Here is an 18,035-nt window from a genome sequence, read left to right on the forward strand (position 1 = left end):
AAAAGAGACAAACCGTTTCATCAGCGGTTTGTCTCTCTTTTTTATGCGTCTAAATGCTTTCCATTTGTCGCAATCACTTGTTTATACCAATCAAAGCTTTTCTTTTTCTTTCGATCTAATGTACCGTTGCCTTCATTGTCGCGGTCGACATAAATGAAGCCGTAGCGTTTTTTCATTTCAGCTGTTGATGCACTGACAAGATCAATTGGGCCCCAGCTTGTATAGCCGATCAGATCAACGCCGTCTGCGATCGCTTCTCTTGCCTCAAGCAAATGACTTCTGAGGTAATCAATTCGGTAATCGTCTTGAATGGAGCCGTCTTCTTCTACTTGATCCACAGCACCCAATCCATTTTCCACGATAAACAATGGTTTTTGGTAGCGGTCATATAGTTGGTTTAGTGTTGTACGAAGTCCTTTTGGATCAATTTGCCAGCCCCAATCACTTGCTTCTAGATAAGGGTTTTTCACGCCTTCAAATAGGTTACCACCAGTAACTTGTCCAAGAACCTCTGGATCTGTACTTGTCACAAAACTCATATAATAACTGAAGCCAATATAGTCGACTGTATGGTTTCTTAGAATGTCTTCGTCACCGTCTTGGAATTCAATGTTGATGTTATTTTCCAGGAAATAACGTTTCATGTATCCAGGGTAATAGCCTCTTGACTGTACATCTGAGAAGAACAATGTTTTACGATCTTGATCAATCGCAGCAAACATATCTTCAGGTCTTGAGCTGTACGGATATGTGGTCATCGCTGCAATCATACAACCTATTTTCGCATCTGGAATGATTTCGTGTCCTGCTTTAACAGCTAGAGCACTTGCAACAAACTGATGATGCGCTGCTTGATATTGAATGCTCTTCTCGTCTTCGCCTTCTTCAAATACAAGGCCACCCCCTGTGAAAGGAGCATGTAACACAACGTTGATTTCATTAAAAGTCATCCAATATTTCACTTTATCTTTAAAGCGAGTGAACAATGTTTTAGCATATGTTTCATAAAGACCCACAAGCTTACGGTTTCTCCATCCGCCATAGTTTTTCACAAGTGCAAGCGGCATTTCATAGTGAGAGATCGTGACAACTGGCTCAATTCCATGCTTATGCAGTTCATCAAATACTTTTTCATAGAAAGCGAGGCCTGCTTCATTCGGTTCCGCATCGTCGCCATTTGGGAAAATACGTGGCCAAGAAATGGATAGTCTAAAGCACTTGAATCCCATTTCTGCAAACAGGGCAATATCTTCTTTGTAGCGATGATAGAAGTCGATCGCATCATGATATAAGTTAAGGTCTTTCATTGATTCATCGAATGGGTGCATAATACCATGTGGTGATACATCCGCTGTCGATAAGCCTTTTCCATCTTTGTTATAAGCGCCTTCAATTTGGTTGGCGGCTACTGCGCCGCCCCATAAGAAACCTTTAGGAAATGTTTTTTCTAAATTCGTCATGTTGAATGCCCTCCTCATTTTCTTCTACACTGACTGTAAGCAATGTCTCTTTTACTGTAATCGCCCCATCTGTTTTCGCATCAACTTGTGCAAAATCATTTGTGTTGGTGACGATAATTGGCGTTGTTACATCATAGCCATCTTGCTGAATGCCCTTGATATCAAATTCAACTAGCAGATCTCCTGCTTGAACGAGATCACCTGACTGCACATGACTTGTAAAATGTTTACCGCCAAGTTTTACTGTATCAATCCCCACATGGATGAGAAGTTCTGTGCCTTGATCACTCTTTAAACCAATGGCATGTTTTGTTTGGAAAATGGTTTCAACCCTGCCATTGAAAGGTGCTACTACACGTCCAACTGTTGGGACAATGGCTGTTCCTTTACCCATGATTTCATTAGAGAATGTTGCATCATTTACTTGATTGAGCGGCTTTAGTTGACCTTCAAGCGGGCTTTGTACCACTTCATTTTGAAGCGCTACTGTGTCTTTCTTTTCTTCTGGTTTGTCTGCTTTTGTATCATCTTTCACTGGTACATCTTTGAATCCTAGAACAAGTGTCATGATGGTTGCTACAACAAAGCCGATCACTAATCCAATGATGGAGTAAACAAATGTCGGTCCAATGAACGTTGGGAGACCTGGAAGACCTGCTGATCCAGATATCACATATGACTTTACTTTGAAGATGGACATGAACACGCCGCCTGCTGCTGCACCAATGAGGGCTGCAAGGAACGGTTTTTTCAATCGCATGTTCACACCATACATAGCAGGTTCAGTAATACCCATTAATGCAGTGATACTTGTAGACATCGCCAATGATTTGAATGTTTTGTTTTTTGATCTTAAGAAGACACCGAATGCTGCGCCTGCTTGTGCCATATTCGCTACAAACATCATTGGAAGAATGAAGTCAAAACCGTTTAATGTAATGTTGTTGATCATGATTGGAAGTAGTGCATAGTGCATGCCCGTAATGATCAATGGTGACATAAAGCCACCGATTAAGAGTCCGGCCAAAATACCTGCATGTTTGAACAATAAATCAATTCCACCTGAAAGGCCATTTCCGATAATCCCACCAAGCGGTCCAACCGCGATGAGCATAACTGGTACCACGACAAGAAGTGTAACTGTTGGAACAAGAATGATTTTTAGTGATTTCGGACTGTATTTTTCTGCGAATCTTTCCACATATGAGCCGAGCCAGATAGTGAGTAGAATTGGAATCACCGATGAAGAGTACACAACGGCAACCACTGGCAAGCCTAGAAATTCTGTATTTCCTGCACCTAATAAAGCAGTGAGCTGCGGGTGCAGTGCGGCTGCTGCAATGGCAGCAGCGATATACTGATTTGTGCCAATTTTTTTGGCTACGCTTACAGCGAGCAGAATCGGTAAGAAGTAAAAGGCTCCGTCTCCGATAGCTGTTAAAATCGCATATGTGCTGCTTTTATCTGAGATCCATTGGAACGTCAGCATTAATGCCAAGATTCCTTTGATCATACCAGCTCCAGCGATGGCTGGAAGAATCGGTGTGAAGACACCAGAGATAAAATCGAAAAGCTTTGAAATCACATTTTGTTTTGATGCTTCTTCTGAATCGCCTGACTTTACATCTGTTGATAACCCAGAATCAGCAATCATTGCTTGATAGACGTTTGATACGTCGTTGCCAATAATGACATGGTATTGACCGCCGCTTTGATTCACGCCCATGACGCCGTCTGTTGATTGCAGCTTCTCTTTATCCGCTTTGCTTTCATCGTATAGGTTAAAGCGGAGTCTTGTCATACAGTGCGTGACATGCTTAACATTCTTTTCACCGCCGACAAGCTCTAGAACTTCTTTTGCTGTTTGTTTGTGGTTCATTGTGTTACCCTCCAATCGTTGATTTCATCTTGATATAGAAAAAACCTAAACATCCATTAATGCCCGAAAAATAGCGATTCAGACATTAATCGATATTTAGGTTTTGCCTGCTTAACCAGTAACAATCCTTCATAGCGATTGATCGTTATTCAATTTTATAAGCCTTTAGATACAAAAAAACCTAAATCATGCCTTATCAAAGATAGGGACAATGATTTAGGTTTTGCCTGCTTGACCAGTAACAATCCTAAAAGATTGTGGGTTATTGAGTTTATAGTTATAAATTAGCATGTTAATTTTGATATGTCAACGCTTTCTTTTTGATTTATTTTCTTTTTATGACTCGATCGATGTGCAAAGTTAAGTATAACATCTCATCTTCTATGAGACTTCGGTTGTATTCTTTTTGAACATAGTCATTAATTTTCTCCGCACATTGAAAAGCGGCTGTATTTTTTTCCTTTACCACTTCATACAGAAACTCATTTTGATTTTCCATTTGTGTTTCGTTAAACAGACGCTGTCCAAAAAACTTCAAATGCGTGACAAAACGGAAATAATTTAATGATTCTTCGTCCAAATCAATTTGGAAATGATACTTTACGATGTTCAAAATATCTTGAATCAGTTTTGTAATTTGAATGACATTCGGCATTTCCTCATTCAGTTCTGCATTGACAATATGCATCGCAATAAAGCCTGCTTCATCCTCGGGCAGGTGGATGTTGAGCTTGTCCTGTATGATCCGAATCGCTTCTACACCACACATGAATTCCTCTTTGTACAGCCGTTTGATTTCCCAAAGCAAGGCATTTTTTATGTCCATTCCTTTTTGATGACGTTCAATAGCAAAGGTAATATGATCCGTTAATGTGACATAGATGCTGTCATTTAAATTTTTGTTAAGGGTCGTTCTCGCGTGATCGATAATTGCCTCACACACTTGCATATACTCGATCGGAATATCATAAAGCAGGGTTTTGAATTTTTCTGATATATCTTTATTTTGAATGGAAAATACTTTTTCGATACGTTCTTCGTCAATCGGGTCTCCGCTTTTCTTTTGAAACGCAATCCCTCTACCCATAATGACCAGCTCATGCTGCTCGTCATCATACGCACTGACCACATTATTGTTGATTACTTTCGAAATGATCAATTGATCCCCCCCAGTACATTCCGCTTTTTCGAGCATTTCATTGTTGATTGATATGTCATTTTATTATTATTTTCAAAAAAGAGGACTTTAAGATGATTTTACATTTTTTTTTGATACGGTCAACTAGAAAGAATGACATATTACCTCTCAGAAATGACGATTTAGGGGCAAAAAGGCTAAAAATAGACAAAAAACACTCTTCAAAAAGAGTGTTTTTTACAAAATTAGGAGCAATCCCAGTTATAGACGACATTTTCGAAATGTTTTCGTTTGAGATCTTCTGGTTTGATAAAAAAGTTGGCAATGCCGCAATCTCCCCATAACATGTCCACTTCATCATCTGAGTCAATTTGCAATAATAGCACACTATGTTCTTGGTCTACATAGGTACGCGGGTCTTCTTGTGTAAAACCTGGGTATCCGCCTACTTTGTGGCCAAAGCCACTTGCTGTCTCATAAAATTCATCTAGTAAAGTATCTGCTTCATCACCATCAATACCAACAGCATCTTCGAATAGATCCCAGCTTCGCTTTCCTGTGACTTTTTCAAAGCGGAAATCTTCTACACTGATCGTTTCGCTTGATAATTCACCTGTAATCGCGCCTTCCTTCGTAACTGGAAAATAAAAATCGTCAGGAATTTTCACGAATGAAAAATCAGTCAATAAGTCTTCTTCAGCTAAGAAAGGTTCCTCAATAAATTTGATCCGAAAATCTTTTTGCTCTGTTTTATGGTCAATATTCATCCCATAAAGATCATCATGTACAGAAATAAAAACTTGCAAAAGTCCTGTTTCTGGGTAATCTTTCAACTTTGGCAGCTGGCCGAAATTGATTTGTGCCAGCAGCTTCATAGGATGGCCTTCTCCATCAACGGGATATTCGTCGTTTTTTGGGAAATAAGGATCACCTGATATTTTGCTGTCATATGGTCCTGTTTTTCCTTGTTTTATCTGTAATTGAATCAGTGGTTTTTCAGTTTGATCTAACAATGGACGGTAAGGCGCAAGTACTTCTTGCAGCTTTGCTGATTGTGTCAAGATGGGCTTCCTCCTTATGTATAGGTCTAATGATCAAAACAGGTCTCTCTTTTTCTATCATACAGAAGTGTAACTTCCCTGTCAGTGAAAAACCGGTCAATATCATGACAAAAAACTCACTCCAACACGTTAAAAAACCTCCGATACGGCTGGAGGTTTTGTGATTCGTTTATTTATTTCACTTGATAATTCACTAAGTCTGTTGCCAATGTTTTCATCGTTTCGTTCGTTTCGTGCAGCCCCTCAATAATTTTTGTGAAAGTGCCAACGAGTTCTGCTTGATGTTCAGATGAAGCCACGATTTGTGCTATTTCTTCTTCCATTCCTTTGATAGAGCCTTGCACATCTTTTAGCGCTGTTTCAATATCAGTCGTTGCTTGCTTCGCGTGAGTAGACAGCTTTCTCACTTCCGTAGCAACCACCCCAAAGCCTGCACCTGCTTCACCGACTCTTGCAGCCTCAATGGATGCATTGAGTCCAAGTAAGTTCGTTTGATCAGAGATACCTTTGATGAGATTAGACACTTGATTGATTTTAGAGGAATTTTCGACAGTGGTTTTTGTATTTTGTAGAATTTGTTCACTTGTCGCTTGTAGTTCCTCTGAATGTGCAGCCACTTGCTGTACCATCGCGACCAGTTTTTCGGAAGCATCGTTACTTTCCGTCATAATGTGTTCTAATCGTTGTTGATTCGTTTGGTCATATGCTACACAGAAGGCAGCGATTACTTGACCATTGTCATCTTTAATCGGGACGGCGACGATGTCCATAGGAATTCCGTACACCTCTTTAGGAATCTGGATAAATGATGGCTCTCTCCCATTTTTCAACATCGAAAAGTTTTGGAACCCGGGAGCTACAACGTCCCCTGCTTTAAACCCTAAGTCAATGTTCCCGTGCTGCTGATAATAAAGAACCTTCTCTTTCCCTAATACAGAAAAGGTTAGCTGCTCTCTCATAGCTAGTCCAACGATTGGTAAAGCGTCTATTATGTTATCAATTCTCTGTGACATTCGCTCACGTTCATCCTCTCTTTTTCTCAGTACACTCTCTTTATCGGTTCTTTATATGATCTATTACAGCCTGCAATGTGTACTAATATCAACCAAATGACCTAAGACATATAAAACAGCCACATTCTATCAAGAGAATGTGGCTGTTTTTAAAAAAAGAACATGCATATCAACACACTGATGACGATGAAAAAAAGATACATGCAGTCGATCCATGAAGTGCTGATGACATGATAATATGTTCTCTCCCTCGTCCCTGTGAAGCCTCTTGCTTCCATCGCAATGGCTAGTCGTTCAGATTTCCGTACGCCTTGCGTGAAAAGGGGGAGTGCATAACGTATAAAGGCTTTCCAGCTGTTTTTTTGCTTGTAACCTCTAATTTTATGTGCAGCCTTCATTTGCTTCAATTCACTTTGAAACAACGGGATAAACCGGAAGCCTGCCAGCATCCCATATGCCCATTTGGGTGACATTCGGCATTGATGGATTAAGCTCATCATAAAGGCCGTCAAATCAGTTGTTGATGTAAAAAGGAGACCAAATGTCACAAAGCCAAGCATTCTAAAAGAAATGGTCAGCCCATTTCTTAAACTCTCCTCTGTGATATGAAACCATGCCCACTTCCAAACTGTATGATCTCCCTTGCCAAAGGCCGCCATCATCCAAAACACGAGAATGAAAAAGAGCAGATAAGGTACAAGTCTGGTGATGAGGTATTTCAAATTCCAGCCGCCTAGGACAAGTCCAATTCCTAGTGCAAACAGCCAGATGATGAACGTCGTTTTAGGATCAGAAATCGCCATCAGACAGCACATCGCAAGGAGATGGGCGAGTAATTTCATGACTGGATTTATAGTGGATAGAAAGGAGTGATTACTTTGCAATCGTCATCACTTCCTTTCTTTCAGCCATATAGCGATAATGTAACGGCACTCTCAGCTCACAGGAAGTGACAAGTTCCTGATGAGAAAATAAATCAAAAGGCGTACCATCATAAACATGCTCCCCTTGATGAAAAACAAGCACTTGATCAGCGCACTCATCAACGAGTTCCATATCATGTGTGACCATGATAATAGTGGTGCCTTGTCGTTGACGTTCTTTTAAACGCCGGATTAACTCCCTCGCCGTTTTCTCATCCTGCCCGAAGGTCGGCTCATCTAAAATGAGTACATCCTGATCAAAAAGAAGCATCGTGGCAACACTTAATCTTCTTTTTTGTCCTAAACTTAAGGTGAAAGGATGCACGTCTCTATGCTTCTCTAGGCCGAACTCTGCCAATAGCTGATTCGTTTTTTCTTGCACCACAGGCTCTGGCCAATTTCGCTGTCTCCCACCAAATGCGATTTCATCAAACACTGTGTCCTGAATAAATTGAAGTTCTGGATTTTGAAATACAAAGCCGGCTTTTTCATATAATGTTCGGTCAGACCACTTTTTCAGGTGTTTTCCTTTTAAAAAAATGTGACCTTTCTTTATTGGTTCTAAACGGATGACATGTTTAAGAAACGTACTTTTTCCGCTGCCATTTTCACCGATGATCGCAACCCAATCTCCTGCTTTTATATTAAGGTGCAGGTCATCTATAATGCTTTTTTTCCCGTAGCTTAATTGTAGATGATCTGTGCGAATAATGACCTCTCGATCTGTTGATGACAATTTCTCATGACGTTCTTTTCTCGCCTCAAAGGTTTGCAAGAGTGTTTGACTCAGTGGATGAAACGAATCTTGTACGATAGTGGACCATTTCTCGGGAAATATTTTCGGACGCCAAATGCCGGCTTCTTTCATTTCTCCCTCAAATGTGTTCATCACGTCTTTTGGCGTTCCATCTGCTATGATACGGCCTTGATGATCTAATAAGATCACCCGATCCATCCACTCGATGACACCGTCTAACACATGCTCCACAAAAATCATCGTCTGATTCTGTTCAGCTGAAAGCTGCTGAAGTAATTGAAATATCTCCATTCTTCCTGCTGGATCAAGCTGTGCAGTCGGTTCATCAAAGAACAGGACATCTGGCTCTAATGCTAGTAAACAAGCAAGCGCCAACCGCTGTTTCATTCCGCCTGATAAGGTATGAATATCTGTATTTGGGTCGACATCTAGCTGTACTTTTTTCATGAGATGCTGAATGATATTATCCATTTGTTCACGAGGGACAGATCGATTCTCTAAGCTAAACGCAATTTCTTCATTGACTCGGTGCATACAAAACTGCGAATCTGGGTCTTGAAACATGACACCAGTATGCCTTTGCCGCATCACTTCTCCCTGTACTTCAGCTTCCATATGCTCTGGAATAATGCCAGCAAGCACAGAAATCAGCGTAGATTTCCCGCTTCCACTTGGTCCTAATATCAGCACCTTTTCCCCCTTTTGAATAGAAAGAGATACTTGATGAAGAACGGGATTCGGCTGTTCATAAAAACGGACAGTGAGATTACTGCACGCGAGAAATGAATCCATGCTGGTCACCCTTACTTCGTTTTTCTTTCATGATGGCATATTGATTCAGCACACCCGTTTTAGATAAGGCATCCACCACCACTTTTGCTAAGCAACCACCGAGTAACATCCCGCTGATGACTTGAGTGACAAGTGTCATGAGTAACACTTGAGGCGTGTAATAGCCGAATCCATTGGCAATGAGGCTATATGCCATTGCCCCTACTGCTGCAAAGGCACCAGACAACATGAGTGTCCACATGCGATATCGCTTATAGCCAAATAGAGCGAAGGCGATTTCTGCTCCAAGTCCTTGGCATACACCAATCAAAAGCGCAGAAAGACCGAAGTGGCTGCCTGTCAGTAATTCCACGGCGGCGGCAGCTGTTTCTGCGATGAGGGCAGCTCCTGGCTTTTGGATAATGTAAGCAACGATTGGACTGGCAATGACCCAAATTCCGAACATGATGTTGCCTCCTGCTGGACCGACAAGGGCTGTAATCGGTAAATAAAGCGTCGACCACCCTAAATAGATAACTCCGCATGCCACTGATAAAATGACAGCGAGAACGACTTCTTTCATCTTCCATGTCATGAAGAATGCACCTCCATTTGGACAGGCCACTCTTCGACAGTAAAGGCCATGTCCCAGAATTTATACTCAAGCTGACAGCTTAAGATGAAGTGCTGTTTCATTTTCTCCTTTTCCTTCTCACTTGCTCCTTCCGCCCACTGATCAAGCCGTTTGCAAAGCTCCACTGTAACAGAGTCCGTTAACCCGCCATAAAACGTGATCCACTCATAGAATGGATGGGCAGGATCGGGCTCTACATCTCTGAGCATTCGTTTGCCTATTTCCCAATAGGTCCAAGGGCAAGGGAGCAAAACCGCAATGATTTCTCCTAGCGTCCCTTCCTCGGCGACTTGCAGCATGTGATGAATATAGTGATGAGCACTTGGCGCCAAAGATGCACCTTGCAGTTCATCATAAGCTACACCTGCCACCCGGCAAAGGTTTTGATGAGGATGTGTCTCACTATCAAGGACAAAAGCCATTTGTTGATGGAAAAAGGTAATGTCCTCTCTGTCTGTACATCTGCTAATGGCTGCCGCATAAATTTTAATAAAGGCATTTAAATATTCTGCATCCTGTTTGACATAATGAATGATCTGTTCCTTTTCGAGTTCTCCTGCTGCAAGTCCTCTCACAAACGGATGCTGATAAATCGCTTCAAATAATGGTTCTGCTTCTTGCCTTAATTGCGTTGAAAATGTCATAAAAAAAGCCTCCTCTTTTTCAGTTGAATAAATGAAAAAGCCACCCCAAATGGAGCGGCCTTCTTATCGATTCAATCATGAATAAGACAAGGTCCTGCTCCACTTCCCTCCGCTAGTACAAACTAGATCAGGTTCAAAGGGTCCAAGATTTTCTCTTGTCTCAGTCATACATGACTCCCCTAGTGGACTTTTGTCATTTAATTATCTTTACTCTACACATGTGGCGATTTGATGTCAACCGCCGATCTTAATTCAATGTATTGATCGTTGGCAGCTTCTCGATCCCTGCTGCATAGTAGAAATTAAGGACACTGAAGAAATCAATTGGCTTTCCTGTCTTTATATCAACAGCCAAAATATGATCGCCATAATTGGTCAGATCATCAATGTCTAAACGCCTTGGCGTTGTCTTTCCGAGAGTATCAACAAAGCTGCTATGGTAGTACTGCCCACTAGCAAACGATGATTCATGATACATAAATAATGTCTCCACATCTAAGTAGACAAGAATGGCCTCAGAGGAACTCGCGTATGGAGCAGAGTACGATACTGGTGCCGAAATACTTTTCACTTTTACACTGTCAACAGAATGCGTTCTCTGTTGATATTTTCCATCATATGAGAAATAAAATACACGCTCCCATTTATAATCGGCGGTCTTAGATTGTTTGTTATACACTTTTGTACCATTTGCGAAAACATCCCCATTGGCATACGCAGCAACAAAGTATTGCAATGTTGATGACAGGGATTCAGCACCTGTGAAATTTGGTGGGTTTTTTGCGTTCACCTGTAATGTATATGAGTCTCCAAAGTTTCCACCGCTAGTAATACCAAACGCATAATCCCCCGCTGGTAAATTGCTTAACGCAAGCAGACTGCCTGCCGGTTGAATCAGATCCGTTGGATAAGCTTGTCCTTCTTCATAATCAATAACAAATAACTGAACGAAATAATCAGCATTTGGAGAGGTAATCCGGCTGATGAGCGCCTGAGGAGACGATGTACTTAAGAACCATAAATCAACTGGATCTTCCTCGTTTAAAACTGCCGATTGATTAATGGCTAGTCCATCAATAGAGCGAACGGCAGACGTACGCATCTTTCCATCTGCAGCCGCTTTTCGTTTAATACTTATTCCCTTTTTCTTATCTACTTTAAATGATTTTTTTACTTCCTTCTGTTGAACCGCAGTCCCTTTATCCTGCTTTTCAAACGACTCTTGCACTTGCTGAATGGCTTTTTCAGTCAGTGGCGATACTTTTCCACTTGATTTTGGTGCATCTTCTGCTTTGATTGCTGGTGAAAATAAACCTGTTGTGACCAATAAAATAGACAGTAAGGCGGCGGTGATTTTGACATAAAATGCTCTCACAGGAACATCCCCTTTTCCCTAATTTGGGTTTTTTACCCTGTGATTATTTTACCATTTTTCTAATACTTGTTTTGGACTTTTTTAGGAAATTTTTATAACAAAAAACCAGCCGTATGAGTCACGACTGGTTTATTTGATGATTTATGCAATGGTTTTGACAAATAAGCGTGCTGTTTCTGCACTTGATCCTGGATTTTGTCCAGTAATGATTTGTCCGTCTACAACAGCGAATGGCGCAAATGCATCGCCTTTTTCAAATGCTGCCCCTTGCTCGCGAAGTTTTGTTTCCAATAAAAATGGAACTTTAGATGTCAGCTGAACAGCATCCTCTTCCTCATTTGTGAATCCTGTTATTTTCTTGCCGTCGATAAATGATTTTCCATCACGATCCTTCACATCAACAAAGGCAGAAACGCCATGGCAAACTGCCCCAACGGCTCCATTTTTGTCTGAAATCGCTAAGATCGCATCGGCAACCAGTTGATTGGACGCAAAGTCGATCATTGGCCCATGTCCTCCAGCAAAGAAAATGCCATCATACTCAGCTGGGTTTACATCTGTCAGTGCCTTTGTGTCTTGAAGTAATTCATACACATCTTGATATTGTGCTGGAACTCCTTCAGGAATTGAATTTTTATCGATCGGTACTGTTCCACCTTTTATTGAAACGATTTGCACGTTTAGTCCATTTTCTTTAAAAATATGAAATGGCTCGGCCAATTCTTCTAGCCATAAGCCTGTTGGGTGTCCGTTCATTTCTGAGCTGCTTGTTGATACTAATAAAACGTTCTTGCTCAACTTGATCATCCTTTCTATTTATCATGTGGCTATTTTACATTTTGCACAATTAAATATCAAGCAATCAAACTTAGATACAACTCTTTATGTTATACCCGATTTTTTAAAAATTATAGCCTCACTTCAAATCTAATCATTCTGTCACATTCTATTGACAGGGAATTTCATGTAAAATTGTGATGAAATGATATAATATGAGAAACAATTGACAGACCTCTTGCGCTAGAGGGAATTTAAAAGGAGTGGAAAAAGAGATGAAAACCTATTCGATTGTGATGATTATCATCACGCTCTGTATCATATTGGCTGTCTTTTTAATGAATCTTACGGGCGTTATGTATGGAAAAATCATATTGGCTGTCGCTGTTGCCCTTTGTCTTACGTCCATTATTCGTTTGATGGGAATGCGTAAAAGATAAAAGCCGCCCTCTGGGGCGGCTTTACTGTGTAGACAAACCCTCGCATTCGGTGTCAGTCCTGCGCTTCGGTGCTCACCAATGTCAAATTCGCTCCGCTCCGATGCTCGTCCTTCCTAAACTGCAAAGGTTTTCTATCACGATGATAGGATTATATAGCCAGGATAAGTGCAATTAATGCAAGAAAAGCTGGTAACCCTTGTTTGATGATAATCGATTTATTAGACGTCACACCACCAAATACTGCTGCGATGAACACACAAAGAACGAAAAATAGCTGAATCATATATCCTACGGTATTCGAACCAAGAATGAGCCCCCAAATGAGTCCAGCAGCTAGAAAGCCATTGTATAGCCCTTGATTAGCAAACATCACTTTCACATTTGGATCCTTTTGTAAGTGTTCAGGCAGATTGAAAGATCTTTTCGCCATTTTTGATTCCATAAAAAACATTTCTAGTAACATGATGACAATGTGCTCTAAAGCGACAATTCCTACTAAAATCATTGCTAAAATATTCAATTTAGTGAATTCCTTTCTGATAGACGGTCTCGTATTTGTATTTTGTCCGTGTATAAATCAAAGTCTTGGATTAGCTCTAACGCCTCATGAAAACGACTTTGTGGAATGTCTTTCATTTTTCTTACACCAAATTCCTTTTTAATAAAAGCCATGATGGTATTAATATGAAGCTTACCGTGGCCATCATACTCTAAATGGCTGCAAAAAGTCTGCATCGTCCCTCGAATCACCTTTAATTGCTTGGCAGTGACACAACTCATTGGTAACGCTCATCCTTTCTTGGTTTTTTAACAACTAAAAAGAACATTGAATGAAAGAAAAACCTTCCAATCTCTATTATATAATGGTTTCATTCGGATATCAAAATAAAAAAGAACAAACATTCGATCAAAGACGAGTCATACGCTAAAAATCCATGTCTTAACGTATCAAAAAGCCGGATTCATGGATAGAATCCGGCTTTTTGTTTAGTTGCTTTTAGAAATTAATACCTTTCCAACAGAACGGTCCTTACTTTGTCCGACGACTTTAAAGGATAGGCCGTATGTTGGCACATCACGTCCTGCATCCGGGTTATTTGGATTCACATAGTTCTTTTTATCACTAAATGTACGCGTTGGGCGGATATAGCGATCCTCTAAGGTTAAGCCTGTTGTCGCTGTATAATCAATATTCAGCTTCGTGCTTGGATTCAAAGAGAATGCTGCATCATGTACTTGGAAACCTGTCGCTGCAATAGAGCCGTCACTCCATTTCAACACTTGTTGATCTGCATCTACGACTCCAAGGAAGCCGTTCCCTGGATGTTTTCCAACCCAGTTATCACTGTACGATTGATCGACGTACCACACGACCAAACCGTTATTATAGCTCATCAGACTTGCTCCTCGTTTGATATGCTTTAAGCCTTTATCGACATCAGCATAAGAGCGCCATTCTAGTAAATAATACTGAGCGGCATATTGTTTTCCATTAGATTGAGAGAATCCATTAAAAGTGAACGTGGACGTTCCTTCGGCATCATCTGACCACACTTTTGTTCCATCTGCTGTAATCTTTAGATCATCTACAAATAAACCTGGCAATGAATATCCTGCATCGGTTGTATAGCGGAATTGCAGATCGATCTTCTTCCCTGCATAAGCAGAAAGGTCAAAGGATGCATCTACCCATCCATCTGATTTTCCATCGATGCCATTGCCTTCATTCGCTCCTGCCTCATTTCGATCATTCGTAATATTACCAGCAATGGTTGTCCATTTGTCTGTCCCAGTTTCACGAACTTCTACATACGCATAGTCATAATCTTCTTCGATATCGTACCATGCTTTAAACGTAAGCTCGGCTTTGCTTCCCTTCGACAAATCAATCCCTGATGTCGTCATGGTAGCATTCAAATTGTCACCTGTTCCGCTGAAGTATGAATATTGCCCTTGTGCAGGCTGAGTGACCACAATCTCTTTATCTGGCAAATCGACTCGAACCGCATCATGGTTGGTTCCTTTTGTTGCTGCTTCATCGATTAAAACTGTTTTGCTTTTTGTTAATGTCTTACCATCAATGGTTTTTCCAGAAAGCCAATTGCCGCCATGCAGGTTTTGAAGCATTTCTTTTGCATATGGACTAAAACCTGTTGGTTCCGTACCAGGTACTTTACCTGCCCAGCTTCCGCTTGACATGATAGACCAATAAGAAACGGGCTCTCCTCTGCCTGTGTATTGTGTATCGTATTCATCAGGTAGACCAAGATCATGTCCAAATTCATGTGTGAACACGCCTGCTGCGCCATCTTCAGGCTCAATCGTATAATCTAGAGCGCCTAACTTTCCGCCTTGACCCACTTCTGATTCAGTGTTTGGAATCTCAAATACATCACCAAGTGACCAACGATGCGACCAAATCGCGTCAGAGCCAAGCTGTCCGCCGCCAGCTTCTTCACCTACGCCAGCGTGTACAACCATGAGGTGGTCAATGATACCGTCCGGCTCATTATAAACACCGTCCCCATCCATATCATAGCGGTCCCATTGATCATATTCACCAAGGTCAATGTTTGGATCCTTTGCCGCTGCTTCGAGGGCTTCTTTCACCAATTCGCGCGGTCTGCCGTCACTGCCTGATTCGTCTGGTACGTTCCCGCCATAATATGCTGCTTCATGCTTGGCTGTATACCATCCAGCTACTGTTCCACTAATCGTGTAGCTTCCACCAGACTGCTTTTCATAATATTGTTTCATAGATACTTTTCTTTTACCATCTGGACCGATGTAGCCATTTTTTCCGAAAAGCATATCTTGGTAATGCTGCTGATCGTACTTGTCATAGTACATATCAGTCTCTTCTTTTTTAATACTATTATGCTTATAATCTTTAAAATCTACTAATAATACCAAAACTTTATCATTACGGACGTCGCCTTTATATTTTTCCTTTTTCACCGGCTTTACTTGATTGCCTTCTTTTCCTTTATGCTTCTTTAACTTTTTCTTTTTGGCTAATTTATTATGTACATTTTGTTTGTATTCTTTTAGGAATTCAGGTTCTTCTGTTAAGGTACTTGCGCTTTGTTTCATCGCTGCTTCTTCTTTTTTCTTTAGGTAGTTTTTTAATGCTTTTTGGGTTTCTGCCTCATTGGCATTCTTTTTGATCTTTCCTTGTTTTTTCAAGGCTTTGATGAGGCGGTCTTCATTGACAACACTTGCGTCGAATGGAATACCTGAATAATGACCGCCATCTGAGGATGTTGACTTTTCTGAGGTGTGGGCAGATAGAGGGGTGCTGAAAGCTGTCAATGTGCCTAAACTGAGGACAGCTGTTAGTGCGATGCTCGTCCATTTCCCTTTTTTCATATTGGTTCCTCCCTAATTTGGTAATAAATAATATCTAATTCTAGCATATTCCAATATACTTAAGTCGAAAAACATTTTATTTTCAGAAACTTTGTGGAAAATGCACAATACGAGATTGAAATAGGTGGAACGAATTGTCGAAAATAAAAGAACCCTAGGCTATAAATGCCTAGGGTGTTTGTTGTTTTTCTATGAAAGCTGCTCTCCTTGATATGCAACAACATCAAGTGGAGCGGCTAAAAATTCTTTTGCCTTTGCGACGAAAGCTTGGAAATGTGCACTTGCATTATGGCTTTGAACCGCTGCTTCATCTTTCCACACTTCTACCATTAAAAAGGTGTTTTCTTTCTCTGTATCCTTGAAAAGCTTGTAGGACACATTGCCTTCTTCTTCCTGTGAAGCTTTCATTAAACCGTTGATTTCTTCTAGAAATACGTTTTCTTTCTCTGGATGAATGGTCATCCCTGCATGAATAATAATCATATGATCGTCTCCCTTTTTTTAAAAATTATTTCCACTCTGTGATGCGATCGATCGGTAAACGGTAAGAAGCATACCCTTCGTCAGCTGCTTTCCCAATGGATAGAAGCATAACTGGTACATAGCGCTCTTTATCCCAGCCGAATGTTTCAGCGATGACTTCTTTGTCATATCCGCCAATTGGGTTTGTATCATAGCCATGCGCACGAGCAGCAAGCATCAGCTGCATTGACACAAGTCCACCGTCAATTAAGATCGTTTCACGATTCACTTGCTCTGGAAGAGCTTCAAAATGTGCAGTTAATGCAGCAATTTGTCTTTCTTTTACTTCCTGCGGCATGTAGCCATTTTCTACTGCTTTTGAATAAATTTCTTCTAAGTATTCATTGTTTTTCATATCTGCAAACACAGCGATGACAGCTGATGATGTAGCTACTTGTGTTTGGTTGAATTTTGCGAGTGGTGCAAGCTTTTCTTTTCCTTCTGGGCTGTCAATGACCATGAAGCGCCAAGGCTGTGCATTCACTGATGATGGTGCTGTGGTTGCCTCTTCTAAAATCTCTGTCATTTCTTCTTTGCTAATTTTCACTGCTGGATCATAGTTACGAATGGAGCGGCGCCCTTTCATAATATCCATAAAATCGTTTGTTTTTAAAGTTGTAGCCATGTGTAACACTCCTTTAGGTTGTTTGAATCTTTTCGATGTTTTGTTGTATACGGATGAGCACATCAGTGAGAAGCTTTCGTTCTTCATCACTTACGTTTTCAAGCATTTCTGAGATAAATCGTTCTTTTTCTTTTTTAGAAGCTTCGATTCTTGTTCTGCCTTCATCTGTCAGACGAACAAGCGTGACGCGATTATCTTCCGGCTTTCTTCTGCGCGTGACCATTCCTTTTGTTTCTAACTGTTTTAAGTGACGCGTCACAGCCGCACTATCAATATTTACTTTTTTCTGTAAATCGGATTGGCTGATTTCGTCGGCTTGGAATAACAGTGATAGCAACTCCAGTCTTGATTGGCTGATGCCCGTGCATGCTTCGAACTTCACACCCATCATACGGTTCACACACTGCAAACGATATAATACCTCTGCTTCTTCAGAGCAAAATGCAGTCAATGCCATCCCCTCTTTTCTATTCAGATCAATTAGTTGATATATCAATCATTGACTCGTCAACTAATATACACCCATTGTTTCATGATTGCAAGAGGTTTGTTTCATAAAGTGAAATTTTTTATTTCAATCAAAAAAGACGAGCTTTTGCTCGTCTTAAGAACTTGGTGTTGTTGTTGGTCCCACATAGTAGCTGATA

17 protein-coding genes, 1 pseudogene and 1 riboswitch are annotated in these 18,035 nt (G+C 40.8%); of the genes and pseudogenes, 1 reads left to right on the forward strand and 17 read right to left on the reverse strand.

All coding sequences use genetic code 11. The features are described from left to right. Nucleotides 1-41 precede the first annotated feature (41 nt). From MHI41_RS18270 to MHI41_RS18320, 11 genes are all read right to left on the reverse strand, one after another. Nucleotides 42-1,460: a glycoside hydrolase family 1 protein gene (locus tag MHI41_RS18270; RefSeq protein ID WP_060781566.1), complete on the reverse strand. Its 1,419-nt coding sequence runs from the start codon at nucleotides 1,458-1,460 to the stop codon at nucleotides 42-44. Continuing rightward, nucleotides 1,432-3,339: a beta-glucoside-specific PTS transporter subunit IIABC gene (locus MHI41_RS18275; RefSeq protein WP_165379206.1), complete on the reverse strand. Its 1,908-nt coding sequence runs from the start codon at nucleotides 3,337-3,339 to the stop codon at nucleotides 1,432-1,434. The genes MHI41_RS18270 and MHI41_RS18275 overlap by 29 nt, the downstream gene beginning before the upstream one ends. 325 nt (nucleotides 3,340-3,664) lie before the next feature. Next, on the reverse strand, nucleotides 3,665-4,498 hold the full coding sequence (locus tag MHI41_RS18280) for a PRD domain-containing protein (RefSeq protein ID WP_017368351.1): 834 nt from the start codon (nucleotides 4,496-4,498) through the stop codon (nucleotides 3,665-3,667). Nucleotides 4,499-4,722: 224 nt separating this feature from the next. After that, complete coding sequence (locus MHI41_RS18285; protein ID WP_019743663.1) at nucleotides 4,723-5,538, reverse strand: YwqG family protein; 816 nt, start codon at nucleotides 5,536-5,538, stop codon at nucleotides 4,723-4,725. Between the two features lie 173 nt (nucleotides 5,539-5,711). Then, entirely contained in the window at nucleotides 5,712-6,551 is an 840-nt protein-coding gene (locus MHI41_RS18290) for a methyl-accepting chemotaxis protein (RefSeq protein WP_008345693.1), read from the reverse strand. Between the two features lie 149 nt (nucleotides 6,552-6,700). Beyond that, nucleotides 6,701-7,435, reverse strand: a complete 735-nt coding sequence (locus tag MHI41_RS18295) for an energy-coupling factor transporter transmembrane component T (protein ID WP_342494385.1) — start codon at nucleotides 7,433-7,435, stop codon at nucleotides 6,701-6,703. Then, on the reverse strand, nucleotides 7,425-9,023 hold the full coding sequence (locus tag MHI41_RS18300; RefSeq protein ID WP_342494386.1) for an energy-coupling factor transporter ATPase: 1,599 nt from the start codon (nucleotides 9,021-9,023) through the stop codon (nucleotides 7,425-7,427). Before MHI41_RS18300 ends, MHI41_RS18295 begins: the two co-directional genes overlap by 11 nt. Next, a complete protein-coding gene (locus tag MHI41_RS18305; RefSeq protein WP_019743666.1) occupies nucleotides 8,998-9,597 on the reverse strand; it encodes an ECF transporter S component in 600 nt (199 codons plus the stop codon). Before MHI41_RS18305 ends, MHI41_RS18300 begins: the two co-directional genes overlap by 26 nt. Beyond that, nucleotides 9,594-10,280 (reverse strand): thiaminase II, encoded by a 687-nt coding sequence (gene tenA / locus MHI41_RS18310; RefSeq protein ID WP_017368356.1) that lies wholly within the window; start codon nucleotides 10,278-10,280, stop codon nucleotides 9,594-9,596. The genes MHI41_RS18305 and tenA overlap by 4 nt, the downstream gene beginning before the upstream one ends. 87 nt (nucleotides 10,281-10,367) lie before the next feature. Next, nucleotides 10,368-10,471, reverse strand: a riboswitch (TPP riboswitch). A gap of 56 nt (nucleotides 10,472-10,527) precedes the next feature. Beyond that, nucleotides 10,528-11,655 carry a hypothetical protein gene (locus MHI41_RS18315; RefSeq protein ID WP_342494387.1) on the reverse strand — a complete coding sequence of 376 codons (1,128 nt, stop codon included), beginning with the start codon at nucleotides 11,653-11,655 and terminating at the stop codon, nucleotides 10,528-10,530. Between the two features lie 141 nt (nucleotides 11,656-11,796). Then, nucleotides 11,797-12,453, reverse strand: a complete 657-nt coding sequence (locus MHI41_RS18320; RefSeq protein WP_017358640.1) for a type 1 glutamine amidotransferase domain-containing protein — start codon at nucleotides 12,451-12,453, stop codon at nucleotides 11,797-11,799. A gap of 224 nt (nucleotides 12,454-12,677) precedes the next feature. Here MHI41_RS18320 and MHI41_RS18325 point away from each other — a divergent pair. After that, nucleotides 12,678-12,872: pseudogene (locus tag MHI41_RS18325) on the forward strand (hypothetical protein); the annotation flags it as partial. A 148-nt stretch (nucleotides 12,873-13,020) separates the two neighbouring features. Here the strand turns inward: MHI41_RS18325 and MHI41_RS18330 are convergent. The 6 genes from MHI41_RS18330 to MHI41_RS18355 all read right to left on the reverse strand — a co-directional run bounded on the left by MHI41_RS18330 (nucleotide 13,021) and on the right by MHI41_RS18355 (nucleotide 17,845). Then, nucleotides 13,021-13,392, reverse strand: coding sequence for a DUF1304 domain-containing protein (locus MHI41_RS18330; protein WP_007498006.1), 372 nt, complete (start codon nucleotides 13,390-13,392; stop codon nucleotides 13,021-13,023). Beyond that, complete coding sequence (locus MHI41_RS18335; RefSeq protein WP_008345710.1) at nucleotides 13,389-13,652, reverse strand: ORF6C domain-containing protein; 264 nt, start codon at nucleotides 13,650-13,652, stop codon at nucleotides 13,389-13,391. Before MHI41_RS18335 ends, MHI41_RS18330 begins: the two co-directional genes overlap by 4 nt. Before the next feature lie 207 nt (nucleotides 13,653-13,859). Then, the gene (locus MHI41_RS18340; protein ID WP_058213438.1) at nucleotides 13,860-16,241 is read right to left on the reverse strand and encodes an immune inhibitor A domain-containing protein; all 2,382 of its coding nucleotides are present in this window, start codon (nucleotides 16,239-16,241) and stop codon (nucleotides 13,860-13,862) included. A gap of 189 nt (nucleotides 16,242-16,430) precedes the next feature. Further along, nucleotides 16,431-16,724, reverse strand: coding sequence for a putative quinol monooxygenase (locus tag MHI41_RS18345; protein ID WP_017368359.1), 294 nt, complete (start codon nucleotides 16,722-16,724; stop codon nucleotides 16,431-16,433). 25 nt (nucleotides 16,725-16,749) lie between these two features. Next, nucleotides 16,750-17,388 carry a nitroreductase family protein gene (locus MHI41_RS18350; RefSeq protein ID WP_017368360.1) on the reverse strand — a complete coding sequence of 213 codons (639 nt, stop codon included), beginning with the start codon at nucleotides 17,386-17,388 and terminating at the stop codon, nucleotides 16,750-16,752. A 13-nt stretch (nucleotides 17,389-17,401) separates the two neighbouring features. Next, entirely contained in the window at nucleotides 17,402-17,845 is a 444-nt protein-coding gene (locus MHI41_RS18355; protein WP_045033720.1) for a MarR family transcriptional regulator, read from the reverse strand. Nucleotides 17,846-18,035 lie beyond the last annotated feature (190 nt).

The sequence above is a fragment of the Bacillus sp. FSL M7-0307 genome (assembly GCF_038627835.1).
In the GTDB taxonomy this organism is placed as follows: domain Bacteria; phylum Bacillota; class Bacilli; order Bacillales; family Bacillaceae; genus Bacillus; species Bacillus altitudinis.